Origin of the sequence: Faecalibacterium sp. 9 (assembly GCF_048320955.1) — a bacterium.
Lineage (GTDB): Bacteria > Bacillota > Clostridia > Oscillospirales > Ruminococcaceae > Faecalibacterium > Faecalibacterium wellingii.
On the sequence record NZ_JBLWGB010000001.1, the window covers coordinates 1 to 17,027 of the forward strand.

Annotated in this window: 21 protein-coding genes; 12 read left to right on the forward strand and 9 right to left on the reverse strand. The window is 53.3% G+C overall.

Going from position 1 to position 17,027, the window contains the following annotated elements:
• Nucleotides 1-259 precede the first annotated feature (259 nt).
• Nucleotides 260-1,576: a DNA primase family protein gene (locus ACKXF9_RS00005; protein ID WP_418264916.1), complete on the reverse strand. Its 1,317-nt coding sequence runs from the start codon at nt 1,574-1,576 to the stop codon at nt 260-262.
• Nucleotides 1,577-1,649: 73 nt separating this feature from the next.
• A complete protein-coding gene (locus ACKXF9_RS00010; RefSeq protein ID WP_418264917.1) occupies nt 1,650-2,258 on the reverse strand; it encodes a CHC2 zinc finger domain-containing protein in 609 nt (202 codons plus the stop codon).
• A 248-nt stretch (nt 2,259-2,506) separates the two neighbouring features.
• Between ACKXF9_RS00010 and ACKXF9_RS00015 the strand changes: the two genes are divergently transcribed.
• The 12 genes from ACKXF9_RS00015 (at nt 2,507) to ACKXF9_RS00070 (ending at nt 10,037) form a co-directional block, all read left to right on the forward strand.
• Nucleotides 2,507-3,337, forward strand: a complete 831-nt coding sequence (locus tag ACKXF9_RS00015; protein WP_418264918.1) for a helix-turn-helix domain-containing protein — start codon at nt 2,507-2,509, stop codon at nt 3,335-3,337.
• Entirely contained in the window at nt 3,321-3,986 is a 666-nt protein-coding gene (locus ACKXF9_RS00020) for a sigma-70 family RNA polymerase sigma factor (protein WP_418264919.1), read from the forward strand. The genes ACKXF9_RS00015 and ACKXF9_RS00020 overlap by 17 nt, the downstream gene beginning before the upstream one ends.
• Nucleotides 3,987-4,166: 180 nt before the next feature.
• Nucleotides 4,167-4,349, forward strand: coding sequence for a hypothetical protein (locus ACKXF9_RS00025; RefSeq protein ID WP_418264920.1), 183 nt, complete (start codon nt 4,167-4,169; stop codon nt 4,347-4,349).
• 81 nt (nt 4,350-4,430) lie between these two features.
• Nucleotides 4,431-4,631 carry a DUF3592 domain-containing protein gene (locus ACKXF9_RS00030; RefSeq protein ID WP_418264921.1) on the forward strand — a complete coding sequence of 67 codons (201 nt, stop codon included), beginning with the start codon at nt 4,431-4,433 and terminating at the stop codon, nt 4,629-4,631.
• Nucleotides 4,632-4,912: 281 nt separating this feature from the next.
• A complete protein-coding gene (locus ACKXF9_RS00035) occupies nt 4,913-5,302 on the forward strand; it encodes a hypothetical protein (protein WP_005923150.1) in 390 nt (129 codons plus the stop codon).
• A gap of 188 nt (nt 5,303-5,490) precedes the next feature.
• Complete coding sequence (locus tag ACKXF9_RS00040) at nt 5,491-5,901, forward strand: hypothetical protein (RefSeq protein ID WP_015564578.1); 411 nt, start codon at nt 5,491-5,493, stop codon at nt 5,899-5,901.
• Between the two features lie 31 nt (nt 5,902-5,932).
• On the forward strand, nt 5,933-6,031 hold the full coding sequence (locus tag ACKXF9_RS00045; protein ID WP_278320721.1) for a DUF4367 domain-containing protein: 99 nt from the start codon (nt 5,933-5,935) through the stop codon (nt 6,029-6,031).
• Nucleotides 6,032-6,215: 184 nt separating this feature from the next.
• Nucleotides 6,216-6,422 carry a hypothetical protein gene (locus ACKXF9_RS00050; RefSeq protein WP_005946665.1) on the forward strand — a complete coding sequence of 69 codons (207 nt, stop codon included), beginning with the start codon at nt 6,216-6,218 and terminating at the stop codon, nt 6,420-6,422.
• A gap of 249 nt (nt 6,423-6,671) precedes the next feature.
• Complete coding sequence (locus tag ACKXF9_RS00055) at nt 6,672-7,106, forward strand: hypothetical protein (RefSeq protein WP_227621300.1); 435 nt, start codon at nt 6,672-6,674, stop codon at nt 7,104-7,106.
• A 798-nt stretch (nt 7,107-7,904) separates the two neighbouring features.
• Entirely contained in the window at nt 7,905-8,210 is a 306-nt protein-coding gene (locus tag ACKXF9_RS00060; RefSeq protein WP_035393314.1) for a type II toxin-antitoxin system RelB/DinJ family antitoxin, read from the forward strand.
• A complete protein-coding gene (locus tag ACKXF9_RS00065) occupies nt 8,207-8,527 on the forward strand; it encodes a type II toxin-antitoxin system RelE/ParE family toxin (protein ID WP_294649026.1) in 321 nt (106 codons plus the stop codon). Before ACKXF9_RS00060 ends, ACKXF9_RS00065 begins: the two co-directional genes overlap by 4 nt.
• A gap of 13 nt (nt 8,528-8,540) precedes the next feature.
• Nucleotides 8,541-10,037 (forward strand): recombinase family protein, encoded by a 1,497-nt coding sequence (locus ACKXF9_RS00070; protein ID WP_418264922.1) that lies wholly within the window; start codon nt 8,541-8,543, stop codon nt 10,035-10,037.
• An 810-nt stretch (nt 10,038-10,847) separates the two neighbouring features.
• Here the strand turns inward: ACKXF9_RS00070 and ACKXF9_RS00075 are convergent.
• From ACKXF9_RS00075 to ACKXF9_RS00105, 7 genes are all read right to left on the reverse strand, one after another.
• Nucleotides 10,848-11,894: a sulfate/molybdate ABC transporter ATP-binding protein gene (locus tag ACKXF9_RS00075; protein WP_418264923.1), complete on the reverse strand. Its 1,047-nt coding sequence runs from the start codon at nt 11,892-11,894 to the stop codon at nt 10,848-10,850.
• A complete protein-coding gene (modB, locus tag ACKXF9_RS00080; RefSeq protein ID WP_418264924.1) occupies nt 11,891-12,562 on the reverse strand; it encodes a molybdate ABC transporter permease subunit in 672 nt (223 codons plus the stop codon). Before modB ends, ACKXF9_RS00075 begins: the two co-directional genes overlap by 4 nt.
• A 10-nt stretch (nt 12,563-12,572) precedes the next feature.
• On the reverse strand, nt 12,573-13,457 hold the full coding sequence (modA, locus tag ACKXF9_RS00085; RefSeq protein ID WP_418264925.1) for a molybdate ABC transporter substrate-binding protein: 885 nt from the start codon (nt 13,455-13,457) through the stop codon (nt 12,573-12,575).
• A gap of 73 nt (nt 13,458-13,530) precedes the next feature.
• On the reverse strand, nt 13,531-14,463 hold the full coding sequence (locus tag ACKXF9_RS00090) for a molybdopterin-binding protein (RefSeq protein ID WP_418264926.1): 933 nt from the start codon (nt 14,461-14,463) through the stop codon (nt 13,531-13,533).
• A gap of 6 nt (nt 14,464-14,469) precedes the next feature.
• Nucleotides 14,470-15,438, reverse strand: a complete 969-nt coding sequence (gene moaA / locus ACKXF9_RS00095) for a GTP 3',8-cyclase MoaA (RefSeq protein WP_418264927.1) — start codon at nt 15,436-15,438, stop codon at nt 14,470-14,472.
• Entirely contained in the window at nt 15,431-15,928 is a 498-nt protein-coding gene (moaC, locus tag ACKXF9_RS00100; RefSeq protein WP_249237308.1) for a cyclic pyranopterin monophosphate synthase MoaC, read from the reverse strand. The genes moaA and moaC overlap by 8 nt, the downstream gene beginning before the upstream one ends.
• A 72-nt stretch (nt 15,929-16,000) precedes the next feature.
• A complete protein-coding gene (locus ACKXF9_RS00105) occupies nt 16,001-17,020 on the reverse strand; it encodes a molybdopterin-binding protein (protein WP_418264928.1) in 1,020 nt (339 codons plus the stop codon).
• Nucleotides 17,021-17,027: the final 7 nt, after the last annotated feature.

The window sequence follows — 17,027 nt, forward strand, 5'->3', positions numbered from 1 at the left end:
TTTAAGTGACCGAACGGTCTTGCGCCAGCAAGATGGAGGGGCCTCGCCCCGACAAGTTCGCACAATGCGAACTTGATTGCTCCGTACGCATCCGAAAAAATCGCGTACGGAGTTCAAATAACCTGTACGGTTCGTACGGTGTACGGAAACCCGAAATATAAACGATAACACGCCTTAATTTATCTCGATTTGCCGTACGGGTGCGTACAAGTACAGACCGTACAGGTTGTACGAACTTCTTCCGTAAAAAATGCACTTTTTACGGGCAGGGGTGGACAAGCGGCTCGATGCCTACAAAACCCCGCACCCTGCGGCCACCGGGCAGATAGATGTTGTTGGTGGCTTCAAGGTTATAGCGGCGGTCGTTCTGGCGCAGCTCTGCGCTGAAACGGATCGCCGATACGCTGTGGCAGGCGTTGTCCTCACACCACTGCTTATAAATGTCATAGAACTCCTTGGAGCTGATGGAGTAGTCCGCCTTGAAGCGGAAATAACCCTCGGATTCCATAAAGTCGATGACATTGTTGCTGCTGCGCTTGATGGTGTCCACGTTGGCAGCGGCTCGTTCGCTGACCGTGAAGCGGAAATCGTTCTGCACCAGCCGGTGCAGCCCTTTCAGACACCAGAGCAGGATGCCTTCCAACTCGGCGCACATCTTCTCCACAAGGAAAGGGTCGTCTGTGCGGTCGGCAGGCTTGTCCTTAGTGGTCAGGATAAGTTGGCGGCGAAAGAAACCGTCCGAATGGTCGTACAGCGAGGTCAGCGCACCGTTGCCGAAGCAGAGGAACCGGGCGTAAATGTCCCGCTGGTAGCTCTGGACACCTTTTCGTTCCAAGTCCAGCTTGGCTTCGGCGGTCACGATGGTCTTAATATAATTCGTCTTGGGCAGGGCGTTCATATCCATATCATCGTCGATCATCAGCAGGCGGCGTTCCAGATCGGCACGGGCAAAGCGGTTGTTCTCCACTTTCTGGACGCTGCCGTTGCTGGCGGCATCTCCCATGAGCCGCTTGAGCACCAGCCCGATGCGGGATTTGCCCTCGCCGCCCTTGCCGACAATGAGCATCATCTTCTGCCCCTTGGTGCTGGGGATCAGGCAGTAGCCCAGATATTCCTGCAAGGTGGGGATGTCGGCATCGTCCAGCAGCTCGTGCAGGAAGGTCAGCCAACGGTCAGGGGTGGCGGCTTTGGGGTCATACCTCACAGGCAGGCGGTTCTGGCAGAACAGGCGGCTCTCCTGAAAAGAGCCGTCCGGCAGATGGTACACGCCGTTCTGGAGGTGGATGCAGTCCTGTTCGATGGGAAAGGGGTCGGAAAAAGCCAGCAGCTTGATGGTCTCCAGAATGTTGGTGACTTTTTTGGACAGGCCGGAGGTGACATATTCCTCGATGTTCTCCAAGATGCACTGCTTGATCTCGCTTTCGTCCTCCACCGGTCCGTCCAGCGTGTACAGTGTTTCGTTGACGCATTTCAGCGGCCACTGCTCCAGAAAGGCACGGCCAAACTGGACTTCATCGATCTTCTTGCCGTTGTACCAGTCCGGCCATAAGGGGTTGCGGGAAATGTTTTTCTTCATAGGGTGGCTCTCCTTTAGAAAAGTGAAGTGGTGGGTCTCACGGTGAGACCCACCACTTTGGGTGAATAAATTATTAGGCGCACTTTGCCAGAGCAAGGCGGTCGGTGCGCTCCTCCAGCATCAGCAGGTACGACCCGGACAGCAGCTGTGCGGCGGCATCGGCCTTCTGCTGGGGCGTTCCAAATGCAACGCAGTCCGTCAGGTGTTCGATGGTCTCGGTCGTGTGGAGGGCTTCTTCAAACCGTGGGTCATGCGGCTCCTCCGGGGCGGCGGGCTTGTAGCGCTCCTGCCAGTCGTGCAGCAGGTCGAGATAGTCGGTCAGCACCCGCAGGCAGTAGGCGATGTCTGCCCACTGCTCGTCTGTCAGGCCACGCTTGGGCGGCGGCAGGGCGATGGCATTGGCGGGAGGCTTATCCGGGTCAAGCCCGAAGTCTTGTATCAGCTTCTCGGTGGCTTGCCGTGGGTTCAGGTCGAACAGTTTGGCGGTGAGGTCGATGGCATCGCCGTTGGCTCGGCAAGCGAAGCAGTAATAATAGGTGTCGTTCAGCTTCATGCTGGGGTCGCTGTCAGAATGGAACGGACAGCACACCATGCCATGGCGGTCGGGCTTCATGCCGTACATTTCTCCCACCTGCCGAACGGTGATGGCGGACTTGATCTTTTGATACAGGCTCAAGGGCATTCCTCCTTTGTTTCGTGCGTTGCACCAGAGTCCCTAGCGTGGGAACTCTGGTGTTTTTTGCTTTCTGCCTGAATATACGGGGAATTTTGCAGAAAGAGCAAAAAAGCGGCAAAACTGCAACGGAAAAAGAAAAAAGCCCTCACTGGTTGCAGGGCTGCAACAGCAAGGGCGGAGGGGTAACCGTATATTGAACAAAACGGCAGAGCGTATTATAATGAGGAAAAAGCTCAAAAAGGAGGGCCGACCACATGGCACAGGAATACCTGCCCGCACCGTCCAACATCCGTCTTGCGGACTTGATGAAAGAGCACAACATCAGCCAACCAGAACTCGCCAAGGAGATCGGCTGCTCCAAGAGCACCATCAGCCGTTTTATTAGTGGTGCGAAAGGAACCCTGACCCATGAGCAGGTGCTAAAAATTGCAAGGCTGTTCAAAGTGTCCACGGATTTCCTGCTGGGAGAAACCAACATCCCTGACCGCAAGAACTACGACGTTGCCGAGTTAGGCTTGTCCGTAGAAGCTGCAAAGAACCTCTACACAGGGCGTGTCAATACAGAGGTGGTCAATCTGCTGCTGGAAAACGCCCGCTTTGCAGAGCTTACTTACCGCATAGCGCAGTATTTTGATGATACTTTTGCGTCTGGCATCGCGGCACAGAATGCCATGCTCACGACATTGAGCACCTTGCTGCGCACAAAGGTCAAGACCCCGGAAGCAGCCAAAGCCGCAAAGGACATCAGCCTTCGGAGAAAGCCGGTGTACCAGGGCGACCTTGATGATATTGAAATGTACTTCATGGCGGCAATCAAGGAAATCAAAAAGGGGATCGGGAGCCATTACGCCGAACAGGAAGCCATGAGCAAGAAAGTGGCAGAGAAGATGTTCACTGAATTGACCAAAGGGCAGGATGTGCAGCACCCAACGATTACGGCAGAGCAGTTGACAGATGCAATGTTGGACAGTGTTTCGGGCATGGAAGGAGCCACGCCAGAAGCACTGGAACAGCTGCGGAACGGTCTGCTGGGAATCTTGCAGTCTGCCGCAGAGCAGGAAAACGCCCATGAAGCAGACGAATGAACGGCTTTGTGCGCTGGCACAGAAAGGCGATGCTGCCGCGCTGGACAGCCTGATCGACAACAACAAGTCCTTTATTGGCAAGGTGGCGAATGACCTTTTTCGCAGCATGAATCTGGCACAGTCCGGCCTGAACCTTGACACGGACGATTTGAAACAGGCAGGCAATCTGGGCTTATGGAAAGCTGTGCCGAAGTTCGATGCAGCGCGCGGCATGAAGTTCCTGACCTATGCGGCTCCTGCCATCCGCAACGCCATGATGGACATGGTACGGGATGCCTTTGCCGCTTTTGAGCAGCGGATGGTAACGGAGGACAAGGACGGCGTCTGCTACCAGCGCGTTTCGCTGGACGATGTTCTGCCGGGAGAGGAACAACTGCGGCGCATTGAAGCCATAGCCGACCCCTACGCCATGCAGCCGCAGAGTATTATGGAAGAGCAGGAATCGCGCCGGGAACTGTACGATGGCCTGAAACGGCTGACCCAACGGGAGCAGACCTATCTGCTGTACCGCTATGGCTTCACCGATGGCGAGGAACATCCGCTGATCGGCACGGCGATATACTTTCACCTGACAAAAGGCCGCGCAAAAAAGACGGAGGAACAGGCCATGGATAACCTTTGGCTGGAACTGCCGTGGTGGTTTATCTGAATGAAAAGAAAAAATCGTGATTGTGCTACAAGCTTTATGGGAATTTATGTGCAACTATACGATTTTGAGAAATTTTGTAGACGGATGAAACAAAATAGGATTAAATCTAAGTATCTAAGGAACGTTGATTTCACGGAGCCGCTGATTACCGACTGTAGGATTTGAGGAGGATGCCGTTTTATGAAAATTACACGAGATAAAATGTTTTTTTCAAAAGATCTTATTCATACAATGGCATATGTCGGAATGTTCGTGGCAGCAATTATATCGGTTGGAGCGTGTAAGTCTGGTATTTGGGTGGCTGCGATATTAGCATGGATTGTAGCAGGTATAATTATCGGATTGGCGATTATTTCCGACTAAAAAAAGGCAGAACTTTTGAAAAATGGAACAAGAATCATCGGAAAGGTTACAGCAACAAAACGAGTACATATAAAATTTCATATGAGTACCTACCACCTTGCCGATGAAGATGTAATCTATCCATATGTGGTACATTATCAGTATAAAGTTAAAGGTGAAACCTATAATGGAAAGTCGCAGTGGTTTTGGTTCAATCCATGTATTCCGAAAGGGGCACCAATAAAAATTCTAGTAGACCCAAAGAATCCGGCCCGAAGTACAGTTCTCAAACCAGAAAGCTAAAGATGGCTTTCAATCGAGGTAAAACAAAAAGTTTATCCTTATAGCGTGTTTATTTAAAAGAAGATTGCGATTGTGCTACAAATTTTCAGGAAGTTTATGTGCATCTATACGATTTTGAAAAATTTTGTGGACAAACGAAATAAATCAGGCTTAAATTTCGTTATCTAAACAAAAAAGCAAGGCGGGAAGGTTTGATGATTTGTAAAAAATGAGGGCATAAAAATAAAGTAGGCGTTTGATATTTCCAGCAATGTGGGCAGTAGTGAAAGAAGGTATAGAAAATGAAGAAAACTTTATATACATTTTTGGTTTGGAATTTTCTGTTGTTTGTAGCTGGTTTAAGTGATATTGTTTTTTATAGAAATCTTACATCGGTAGAAGGTATGACAATAAGCTGGACCCAGCCAGCGCTTGTAAGTATTACTTCATTTTTAATATTGCTTTCAATATATTATGGGATGCACCAGCTCCTTTTCGGGAAAAATTTTTATTTGAAACTGGAAATCAAGCAGGAAGACATAGATAAATTGCGAAATTCAATTTATGATTTTCTGAAAAAAGGCGAAATTGACCCCGAAAAATTGCAGCAACACTTGAAGTGTTTGATAATTGCTGAAGTTGTTTTGTGGGGTGGATTCATCGTTTACTTATTTATATCAAAGGGCTACTAATTTTCAATTCTAATAATGGGGTAAAGTGGTACGAATGAAAAAGATACAGAACTTTTTCTCGACGATTTTGCAAAAGCTGTGGAAAAGTTCGATAACTATCGTTTAGCATTAAAAACTACGGAAGCTTTACGCTGAAAGCTGTAACTTTAAGCAGACCGGAAAGCTTATAATGAGGGTAGAACAGAAATATGACCAACGAAGATACCACTGATTTTGACGAGCACTTCGCTAAAATTTCGTCCTATATTGTGGACACATTGCACGGCGTTCCACTTGAGATGACCGAGGATGAAAAAGAACAATTTCGCATACAGGTTATTTCAAATCAGTATGCAGAACGGTTGCTAAGTGAAGCCGAAAAGACAGAAACGTATAGAGGTTTATCAAAAATTGATATTCTCCATACAGTTTCTATCCCTCAACTGGCTAGAACAATCCCACTTAAAGGTTTGAATCTCAGTTTAGAAAAATACAGAATGCCGGATGGTGTAATAATAGAGGTTGAGAGTTCGTCACATTATTTGGGGTCATTTAGTGAGAAAAATGATTCTTCCACAAATTGGATAGAAAAGATCATGGAGGGTGTCGGCATTCACTAGATGGATTCTCTAGAAGCATAAACAGCCCGCTATTTGCAGAGAATTCTGGGAGAAAGATGGCATTTCGCATACGATTATTGGAAAGATATCGCATGATGAGCTTCTAAGAATTGCGGAAAGCATTTCCTGATTTGTCAAGACCTTGCCGACACACTTGTGATTGTTTACAAATGTGTCGGCATTTTTTGTACAAATATACAAAGTTGATAAAATCTCGAAAATTTTTCAAAAAAGCTGTCACAAACGCAGTGTGAGCAACGTTGACTAAGCAAAAGCTCCTGTGGGAGTGTACAAAATGGAGGTTATTAATCAAAATGACGAAAGAAGAAATCATTTCCATGCTATCAAAGGAATTGAACAGTGAATGGACGAATGGAGTCACATGTTTGATGGTGGAAAATTCCGATAGCTATATTCCAGTAATAGTTCATCACAATAAAAATGAACTTATTGTTGAAGTAGGAGAACAAGACAAGAAGATTTACCGCATCGGACGAAATGAGCTAAATAAAACATCTTAGTCATCACCAAAAAATCATTGAAATCAGTCACAATTTGACGCATGGACAAAGTGAAACCATCACTTCAATATCCGCTAAGGCCTACATATGGATGCGTTCGCGTCACCAATAGTGATCAATTAGCGATTCAGAACGTTCTCAATAATCAAAGTCAAAAAACGGGAGTGCTTGAAATTATCGAGAGAGATACCTAAGATATGATGCTGGAGGAGCGAGATGAAAAGGTTTCAAATTCTAATCCTCACAATCATGCTGGCCAGTTTATCCGCCTGCGCAACAAATTCGTTACCGTCATCCTCCACCGAATCCTCTGTTTCCATATCGGTATCAAATCCACAAGATTTTTTATCAGAACTTGAGGATATGGAAACGAGTCAAATATTAGAAGAACTTAAAATTTCAGATGGCGGATATACCGAAGATTGTTTTTCGGTATTGTCTAAGCGGCTTGTTGAATTTCCAGAAGATACGCTTTGTATACTGAATCATAACAAACTGATGGCTGATACGGATTTTGAAGCGCTTGTCATAACTGGAATTGGAGCAGAACTTCCTTATATTGGGGCGGCAGAAGAAAAAGATACTCTTTACAAATATTTGAAATCTATTTCTACAGATGAAGAATATGCTGAAATAGCATCAAGAATCCTAGACGAATGGCTGTCGGAAAGTGATGGCTCCTAATTTTATCAAAAAAGTGGTGATTCCAATGCAGAGTTCCGTCTTATAAGGAAAATGCTTGAAAGAAGGATAAAAAATGAAATTCCAAACAAAACTCACATTATGCAAAGCTGTATTCATCTTCATAGCAATAGTCGTATGCGCACTATGGGCATTTGAGTTTCGTATAGCAGCTGTTGTTGTACTTTTGATAGACTATATTTTTGATTTTATAACACGTCGTTGTCCTTTTTGTGGGAAGCACTTTTCAATTGTACTAACAGTGAAAGATCGTTGTCCATTTTGCGGAAAATTATTCGAGTAAATATTTTATGGAAGCAGTGGGTATTCCATGCAGAAATAAATGTGTGTGCTATAAAATGTCAGCCAATTATAGGAAGAGACCTATATTCTCTGTAATGGACAATGGTCAATTATGAAAACTATTGCAAAATGAAAATACGATAGCAATCGTACAAAAACAGAAATCCGGAAACTTTTTTGAGTTATTATGGTTCAAAAAAGTTTCCGGATTTTCTGTAATGCTTTTTGAAGAGCCATTCTGTAACAGCCAATCACATTTCTATGAAAAAAGGTCAATCTTCCAGTCTGCCATGGTCGCAGCCAAGAGAGATAATATTCAAACATACTACTCAGCAAAAGCTAGGCACACTCCAAGAATTTATTATAGAGGATGAATATCCCGCGCTTTGAACAATTTAACGATGAATATATTGTGCGATATGGAGAATTTCATTTGCGCGTTCACCTCGAATTGACTTGCAACGCAAAATACGTTACAATGAGACTGAGGTGATAACCATGGAAAAAACGATGACGCTCAATCTTCGTGTCAACCCTACCGTCAAGCAGCAAGCCGAGGATGTGTTGAAGCAGCTTGGCATCCCGATGGCAACAGCTATTGATATGTACCTGCGCCAGATCACTCTGACGGGCGGCATCCCCTTCTCGCTGTCTTTGCCGAAAGCTCCTGCGGCTCTGAACGCTGACACCATGACCGATGACCAGCTCCATGCAGCCTTGCAGGTGGGCATCAAGGAAATACAGAACGGTGACACCGTGGATGCCGCAAGCGCATTCGCACAGTTCAGGGAACAGCACAGATGAAGCAGTATGACGTGAAAATTTCCTATGCAGCCCTCAGCGATATGGAGCAGATTTACAGCTACATTGCTGACCGTCTGTTGGAGCCTGATACGGCCATGGGGCAGTATAACCGCATTGCTGAAGCCATCCAATCGCTGAACATCCTGCCGGAACGCTGTGCGCTGGTGGAAAGCGAGCCGGAACGCACCCAAGGGCTGCGGCAGATGCTGGTGGACAACTACTCGGTGTTCTACATTGTGGGCGAGGATACCGTGTCGGTGGCTCGTGTGCTGTATAGTGCATCCGACCTTGTCCGCCGCCTACGGAGAATGAAGTGAAAGAGGTGTTTGCATGACCGCTGTGATCTATGCTCGCTATTCCAGCGATAACCAGCGTGAAGAATCCATCGAAGGTCAGATTCGCGAGTGTACGGCCTACGCCGAAAAGAACGGCATTACCGTGGTCAAGCACTACATTGACCGCGCCCTTTCCGCCAAAACCGATAACCGCCCGGACTTCCAGCAGATGATCAAGGACAGCGAGAAACGGTTGTTTGACATTGTGCTGGTCTGGAAGCTTGACCGTTTTGCCCGAAACCGCTATGATTCGGCCCACTATGAGTACCAGTTGGAACGAAATCATGTCAAGCTGGTATCTGCCACGGAGCCTATCTCTGACAGCCCTGCGGGTATCATGGTCAAGAGTATGCTCACCGGCATGGCTGAATACTACTCGGCAGAACTTTCTGAAAAAGTTGTGCGCGGCATGACCGAGAATGTTCTGAAGGGAAAGTACAACGGCGGCACGATTCCCATTGGCTTCAAGGTGGACGAGGAGAAATTCTTTCAAGTCGACCCGCTGAAAGCTCCCTTTGTGGTAGAAGCCTTTCAGCGGTACAACGATGGCGCAACTATGAAAGAACTGATGAACTGGCTGAACGACAGTGGCGTGACCACCAACCGCAATCAGAAGTTTACCTACAACAGTGTTCAGAAGCTGTTGACGAACAAACGGTACATCGGAGAAAACCACTTCAAGGACATTGTGATGCCCGACAGCATCCCGGCCATCGTGGACAAGGACTTGTTTGAAGAAGTGCAGCAAAAAATCAAGAAGAACAGCCGCGCTCCTGCCCGTCACAAGGCCGAGGACGATTACTTGCTCACCACCAAGCTGTTCTGCGGAATGTGCGGTGCCATGATGTTCGGCGAGTGCGGCACGGGTCGGAACAAAGTCGTTCATCATTATTATAAGTGCGCCACCGCGAAGCGTTTCAAGACCTGCAAGAAAAAGACCGTCCGTAAAGAGTGGCTGGAAGATTTGGTCATAGCTAAAACCATGAAGCTGATTCAGGACGATGCCGTGATTGATGCCATCGTTGCGGAAGTGATGGAGTTGCAGGATCAGGAAAACACCACTCTCCCTTTGCTGGAAAAGCAGATGCGCGAGGTAGAGAACGGCATTGAGAATATGCTGAATGCCATTCAAGCAGGTGTGCTGACCAACTCCACCAAATTACGTTTGGAAAAGCTGGAAGCCCAGCAGAAAGAACTTGAGGTTCGGATCGCCGAAGAAAAAATCGCTCGGCCTCGGTTGAGTGAAAATCAGGTTCGGTTCTGGCTGACCCGGTTCCGCAAGCTCGACCCGAACGTGAAAAGCCACCGTGAGACGCTTATCAATACATTCGTGAACGCTGTTTATCTCTATGATGAAAAAGTTTTGATTACATTCAACTACAAAGACGGCACAAAAACCATCACTTTCGATGAAATTGCCGCCAAGAATGCCCCAGGGGGCAATGGTTCGGATTTGGGTTGCTTCGCTCCACCAAAAAACCTCAACGTATGAAAGTACGCTGAGGTTTTTGTTTTATCCGGTATCTTAAGTTTCACCCTCAAGGGTGGATTCGAACAGCTGCGGCGACGTCGCTGAAGACGGCGCAAAAACAGCCCAGTGGGCTGTTTTTAGCAGCGCGGCTCGCGTAATCCACCCGCGCCCACCAAAAAACCTCAACGTATGAAAGTACGCTGAGGTTTTTGTTTTGCTGCAAAGCCAGACTCACTGGGCGGGTGGATTCGAACAACAGCGGAGCCGACCGCCGCCTGCGGCGGAAACAGGGAGGCGAGGCTGGGGCAGCGCTCCGCTTTTTCAAAGCCCTGCCAAGGGGCTGCAGAAAAAGCGGCAAGCGCAACTCGTAAGGCCCGCCGAATAGTCCGGCGGGCAAAAAAGCCCCTGTGCAACAGCGACGACCGCTGCCAGCGGCAGAAGCAGGGAGGAGCTGTTGGGGCTGCGGCCAGCAGGATGCGCGTGCCGCCCAAGGCACGACGCAGCCGCTGGGAGCCGCGACCCGGGTTCCTTTTTATTTTGCGCGGCTCGCGACATCCACCCGCGCCCACCAAAAAACCTCAACGTATCACGTTGCATTCCCCTTTTCCTGTTTCATCTCTCCCTCAAGGCCGCCTTGCCTTGCAGGGTAACAAAAAAAGACGCTTTGCGATCTCTCACGAAGCGTCTTTGCCTTTGATGCTTAAAGTATAGCGTTTTCTGTTATTTCTTTCAATCTGAAAGTTGCAACAACTTTGCCATCACATTTTTCATGTTTTGTAAAGTTACACAAAATCTCGCCTTATTTTTTGTTGATTCATGCAGGGGCAGGTTTCATACCAGCGGCATGATGCCTTCCGGCGCAGCGGCAAAGCACTGCGGCGCGGCGGGTGCAACAGCCCCCAGCGTTGCCTTGCTCACCTTCCACCACAGGCGGGTCGTGCCGTCAGGTGCCAGGAAGATCAGATTCCAGTCAAACGGATTTTCACTGCTGGAAACCGCCTTTACCGGCAGCGCGTTCTGCGCTCCCGGTGCGCAGGGCGCAAGGTCGTGGGCGCGGATTCCCACGGCGGTGCAGTGTTCCGGCACCTCGGCTGCAAGGCGCAGCGGGGCGTCCCAGCCGGTCAGCCGCACCGTGTGCGCATCCACGCGGGTGCAGGGCAGAATATTTTTGCAGCCGGTCAGCCGTGCGGCGGTAATGCTCTGCGGGTCGGCAAACACCTCTTTGGTGGTTCCGGTGCGCAGCACCCGCCCGCCGTCCATCACTGCCATCTCCCGGCACAGGCGGTAGGCCTCGTCCCGGTTGTGGGTCACCAGCAGAGCCGTTCCGTCAAATCCCGCCAGCAGGCTGCCCACTTCGCTCTCCACCTCTTCCCGCAGGTAGCTGTCCAGCGCGCTGAAGGGCTCGTCCAGCATCAGGATGCGGGGCCTGCCCACCAGAATGCGGGCCAGTGCCGTGCGCTGCTGCTGCCCGCCGGAAAGCTGGGCCGGGCAGCGCTTCGCCAGTGCTTCCAGCCGCATGGCACGCAGCATTTCCGCGCAGCGTTCCCTGCGGACGGCCTTGTCTTTTTCCGCTTTCAGCCCGCAGAGGATGTTCTGCTCCACGGTCATGTTGGGGAACAGCGCATAGTTCTGGAACAGAAGGCCCACGCCCCGCTGCTGCGGCGGCAGGTCGATGTGCTGTTCGCTGTCAAACAGCACCCGGCCATCCAGCACGATGCGGCCCGCATCCGGCTTTACGATGCCCGCGATGCAGCGCAATGTCATGCTTTTGCCGCAGCCGGAGGCCCCCAGCAGAGCGGTGGCCGTACTGCCTGCGGTAAATTCGGCCCGAAGGGTGAAGCCATCCAGCTTTTTGGTAATGTTCACTTCCAGACTCATTTCCGGCCACCCGCTTTCTGTTTTTTCTCCAGCAGGTTCACCGCCAGCAGCACCACCGCAGAGATAGCGATATCCACCAGCACCCAGCGCATGGCACCCGCCTCATCGTTGGTGCGCCACAGCTGATAGACCGTGGTAGCGATGGTGGCGGTCTTGCCGGGGGTGTAGCCTGCGATCATGCTGGTGGCACCGTACTCGCCCAGCGCCCGGGCAAAGGCCAGCACAGTTCCGGCCAGAATGCCCTGACGGCAGTACGGCATCCGCACCCGCCAGAAGATCCAACTGTTGGACTGGCCCAGCGTCTGGGCCGACCATGCCAGCGTCTCGTCAAAGCTTTCAAAGGCACCGCGGGCGGTGCGGTACATCAGCGGGAAGGCCACCACGATGGAGGCAAAGATGGCGCTGTACCAGTTCATGACCAGCTTGACCCCGAACTGCTCCATGAAGAAGATGCCCACCGGCCGCTTTGCGCCAAAGAGCAGCAGCAGAAAGTAGCCCACCACCGTGGGCGGCAGCACCATGGGCAGGGTGAGCACCACGTCCAGCACGCTCTTGACGGTGCGCGGCAGTTTTGCGATATAGTAGGCGGCAAAAATGCCGAGAAAGAACACTGCCGCGCAGCTGATAAGGGCGATGCGCAGGCTGTTCCACAACGGATACCAGTCCATGCCTGCTCCTTTATACGGCGCTGAAACCCACGCCCTCGAACACGGTGGCGGCGCGGTCGGTCTGCAGATAGGCCAGAAACTCCTTGGCGGCCTCGGCGTTGGGGGCAGCCTTCAGCACGGCGGCAGGATAGATGACCTGACCGCACATCTCCTTGGTGGCCTCATCCACGGGGGTCAGACCGGCGCTGAAAGCATCGGTGCAGTAGACGACACCGGCATCCACGCTGGCCTCGGTGATCTGGGTGGTGACCTCCTTGACGTTGGAGCCGTAGGTGATGACACCGGCAGCGGCAAGTGCCTCCTCGTCCAGATCGTAGTAGGCAAGGATCTTCTGGGTGTACTGGCCCACAGGCACATCGCTGTTGCCCATGCAGAACAGGATGTCCTGTGCCTTCAGGTGCTCGGCCAGAGCGTCAAAGCTGTCGATGCCCTTGTCGCTGCCCTCCGGCACGCAGAGCACCACCTTGTTTTCCAGCAGGTCCACGCGGGTGTCGCTGTCCACAAAGTCCAGCCTGTCCTTGTTCACATCGGCCGAAGCCATGATGTCCAGCTGGTCCATCTGCTTCTGACCGGCAGAGATGAACAGGTCGCAGTCCGCGCCCTCCTGGATCTGGGTCTTGAGGGTGCCGGAGGAATCGAAGTTGAAGCGGAAGGTCACGCCCGGATTCTCTGCCGAGTAGGTCTCACCAATGGCGGTGAGGGTCTCGGTGAGGGATGCGGCGGCAAACACGATCAGCTCCACGCTCTGGGCTGCTTGTGAAGAAGCGGCGGCAGAGGATGCCACGGAAGCAGCTGTGCTGGAAGCAGCGCCGCCGCAGGCAGTGAGGGCAGCGGCTGCACCGGCGATGCCGGCAGCAGCCAGAAAGCTCCGGCGGGAAATGCGATGGTCGTTCATATCTGTTTTTCTCCTTCAAGTAAAACAACATTCTATTTCTACGCCCCGCAAAGGAAAACAGGGCGGGAAAACCTTATTTGCGGGCGCACTCGCCGTCCAGACCGGCGGCAATGCGCACACCGTGTTCCAGACTGGGCAGGATGTACTCCAGATTTTCCTGCACGGCTTTGGGGCTGCCCGGCAGGTTGACGATGAGCGTTTTGCCCCGCAGCACGCTGACGCCGCGGCTGAGCATCCCCCGCGGGGTGATGCTCAGGCTGTGATAGCGCATGGCCTCGGCAATGCCGGGGGCGTTGCGGTCTGCCACCGCACAGGTGGCTTCCGGGGTGATATCCCGGGGCGAGAAGCCGGTGCCGCCGGTGGTGAGGATCAGATTCACCTGACGGCCGTCGGCCAGACGGATGAGCTGTGCCTTCAGGGCCTTTGCTTCGTCCGGCAGGATCATGGTCTCCTCCACCACATAGCCTGCGGCGGTAAGCATCTCCACAATGAGCGGGCCGCTCTTATCCTCCCGCTCCCCGCGGCTGCCCTTGTCCGAAAGAGTAATGACCGCAGCCCGCAGGAGCGGGTTTTCCAGCGGGGGCAACAGGGTCACCTCATCCCCCACATGGATCTCGCCGCCGGTGAGCACCCGGGCAAACACGCCCTCCCGGGGCATGATGCACTCGCCGGTCTGCTGCTTGATAACGCAGTCGTTGTGGCACTCCTTGCCGATCTGGGTCATTTCCAGCACCACGTCCCCGATGGCGAACCGGCTGGTGACCGGCAGATTGCGGAAATCGAAGCCCTCAATGACCAGATTTTCGCCAAAGGCACCGTAGTCCACCCAGATCTTCCTGCGGAAAGCCTCGATCTTTTCCGCGCTCAGCAGGCTGACCTGCCGGTGCCAGCTGCCGCCGTGGGCATCGCTCACGATGCCCCACTCCGGGGTCAGCACGGCGCTGGGCACCTCGGTCTTAACGGTGCCGCGCTTGGGGCTTGTGCAGATGGCCAGAATTTTTCCCATAAAAATTTATCCTCCGATGCGATACATGCCGCGGGTAGCGGGCATGGAACTGTCTTCAAAATGGTGTTCCCGGGGTTTGGCCCAGATGGTCTCCCGGATGGCGGCCAGCAGCTGCGTATCGTCCGCGCCGCTGCGCAGCAGGGCACGCAGGTCGCACCCGGCTTCGCTGGCAAGGCAGGGACGCAGAAAGCCCTGACTGGTCAGCCGCACCCGGTTGCAGCTGGCGCAGAACTTGCCGTGCACCGCCGCAATAAAGCCGATGCTGCCCTGCCAGCTGGGCACGGTGTAGTATACCGCCGGGCCGTCCCCGAAGGCTGCTTCTGTCAGCGGCTGCATCTCCGGCCAGCGGCGGGCAAACCGCTGCCGCAGCTCCGGGCCGGAGATGCAGGGCATGGCCGCGCCGTAGCCAATGGGCATCATTTCAATGAAGCGCACCTGCAGCGGGCGGTTCTCGGCAAGGGCCGCAAGGTCTTCCAGCTCGCCCTCATTCACCCCCGCCTGCGGCACGCAGTTCAACTTGACCGGGATGCCGCTTTCCAGCGCCGCCTGCAAGCCTGCCTGCACGGCCGCAAAATCGTCCCGGGCGGTGATCTGCCGGAACACCTCCGGGCGCAGGGTGTCCAGACTGATGTTCACGCTGTCCAGCCCGGCTGCCAGCAAAGCGGGCAGCTGCTGCGCCAGCAGGATGCCGTTGGTGGTCATGGTAACTTTGCGGATGCCGGGGATGGCCTTGAGCCCGGCCACCAGCTGTGCCACGTTTTTGCGCACCAGCGGCTCGCCGCCGGTGACCCGCACGGTGTCGATGCCGCACTGGGCGAACAGCGCCGCCAGACGCAGGAACTCCTCGTAGGTGAGCACGGCTTCGCGCTCCAGTTTTTCCACGCCGTCCGGCATACAATAGCGGCAGCGCAGGTTGCACAGGTCGGTAACGGAAAGGCGCAGATAGTGGATATCGCGCCGGGTGGAATCAAACATAGCCGCCCTCCGCCCGGATGTAATGGCCGCTCTTGCCGCCGGTCTTTTCCACTAAATGGATCTCGCCCAGCTCCATGCCCTTGTCCACCGCCTTGCACATATCGTAGATGGTCAGCAGTGCGGTGGAAACGCCGGTCAGCGCCTCCATCTCCACACCGGTGACACCGGCGGTCTTGACGGTACACAGGGCTTCCACCGCCTGCTGCTTGGGAAGCAGGCGGAACTCGATGCTCACCTTGGTCAGGGGCAGCGGATGGCACAGGGGAATCAGCTCGCTGGTGCGCTTGGTGGCCATGATGCCCGCAATGCGGGCCACGCCCAGCACATCGCCCTTTTTCACAGTGCCGCTCTGCACGGCGGCAAAGGCTTCGGCGTTCATGGTGATGATGCCGTGGGCAGTGGCTTCCCGGGTGGTGACGGGCTTTGCGCTCACATCCACCATCACGGCGTTTCCGGCAGCATCAAAATGGGTCAGATTATTTTCGTTCATATTTTTTCACCTTAGTAAAGCTCCCCCTTCGGGGGAGTTGGCAAAGCCGAAAGGCTTTGCCTGAGAGGGTTTTCAGCAGTGCCCAAAGCCGCAGTTGGGCCAGTGGCACACTTCGCAGTTCAGGCACAGACCGCCCTCGCCCAGACGGGCGATGTCCTCGGCGGTGATGGGGTCGTCCGCCAGCAGACGGGGCAGCAGCAGGTCAAAAATGGTGCGCTTGGCGTACATCACGCAGCCGGGCAGGCCGCACACCGGCACACCGTCCAGATAGCTCACAAGGAACATGGCACCCGGCAGCACCGGGGCACCGTAGGTGATGATCTCGGCCCCGGTGTTCTTGATGGCCAGCGGGGTGCGGTCGTCAGGGTCCACGCTCATGCCGCCGGTGGTAAAGATCAGCTCACACTCTGCGGCCTTGGCTTCCAGAATGGCGGCGGTGATGCCGGCGGGGTCGTCGTCGCAGACCTTGTGGAAGATCAGCTCACAGCCGTAGACAGCCAGCTTGCTTTGCAGGATGGGGGTGAATTTATCCTCAATGCGGCCCTTGAACACCTCGCTGCCGGTGGTGATGATGCCCACCTTTTTGGCCTGCATGGGCAGCACATTCAGGATGGGCTCTGCCCCGGCAGCAGCCTGCATGGCGTCCATTTTTTCCTGCTCGATCACCAGCGGGATGATGCGGGTGCCTGCCAGCTTCTGGCCTTTTTTCACGGGAAGGTCGCCGTGGATGGTGGCGATCATCATCTGCGGGAGGCTGTTCACCGCCAGCAGCGCCTTGCGGTGGATCTTCAGCAGGCCGTCGCAGTCCGCGATCAGCTCGATCTTGCCCTCCTTCGGCTCGGTGCCGTGGATGTTTTTGCCCGCAGCGGCCTTGTACAGCAGGGCGGCTGCCTCATCCTCGTGGAGGATGCCGGGGTGCTTTTCCCAGACGTAGAGGTTCTCCTTGCCGATGGAGAGCAGCACCGGGATGTCCTCCGGCTGGATGACGTGCCCCTTGCGGAAGCGGGCACCCTTGAACTCGCCGGGAATGATCTGGGTGATATCGTGGCAGAGCACCTGCCCTGCCGCGTCTTCGGTACGAATCAGTTTCATCTTATCT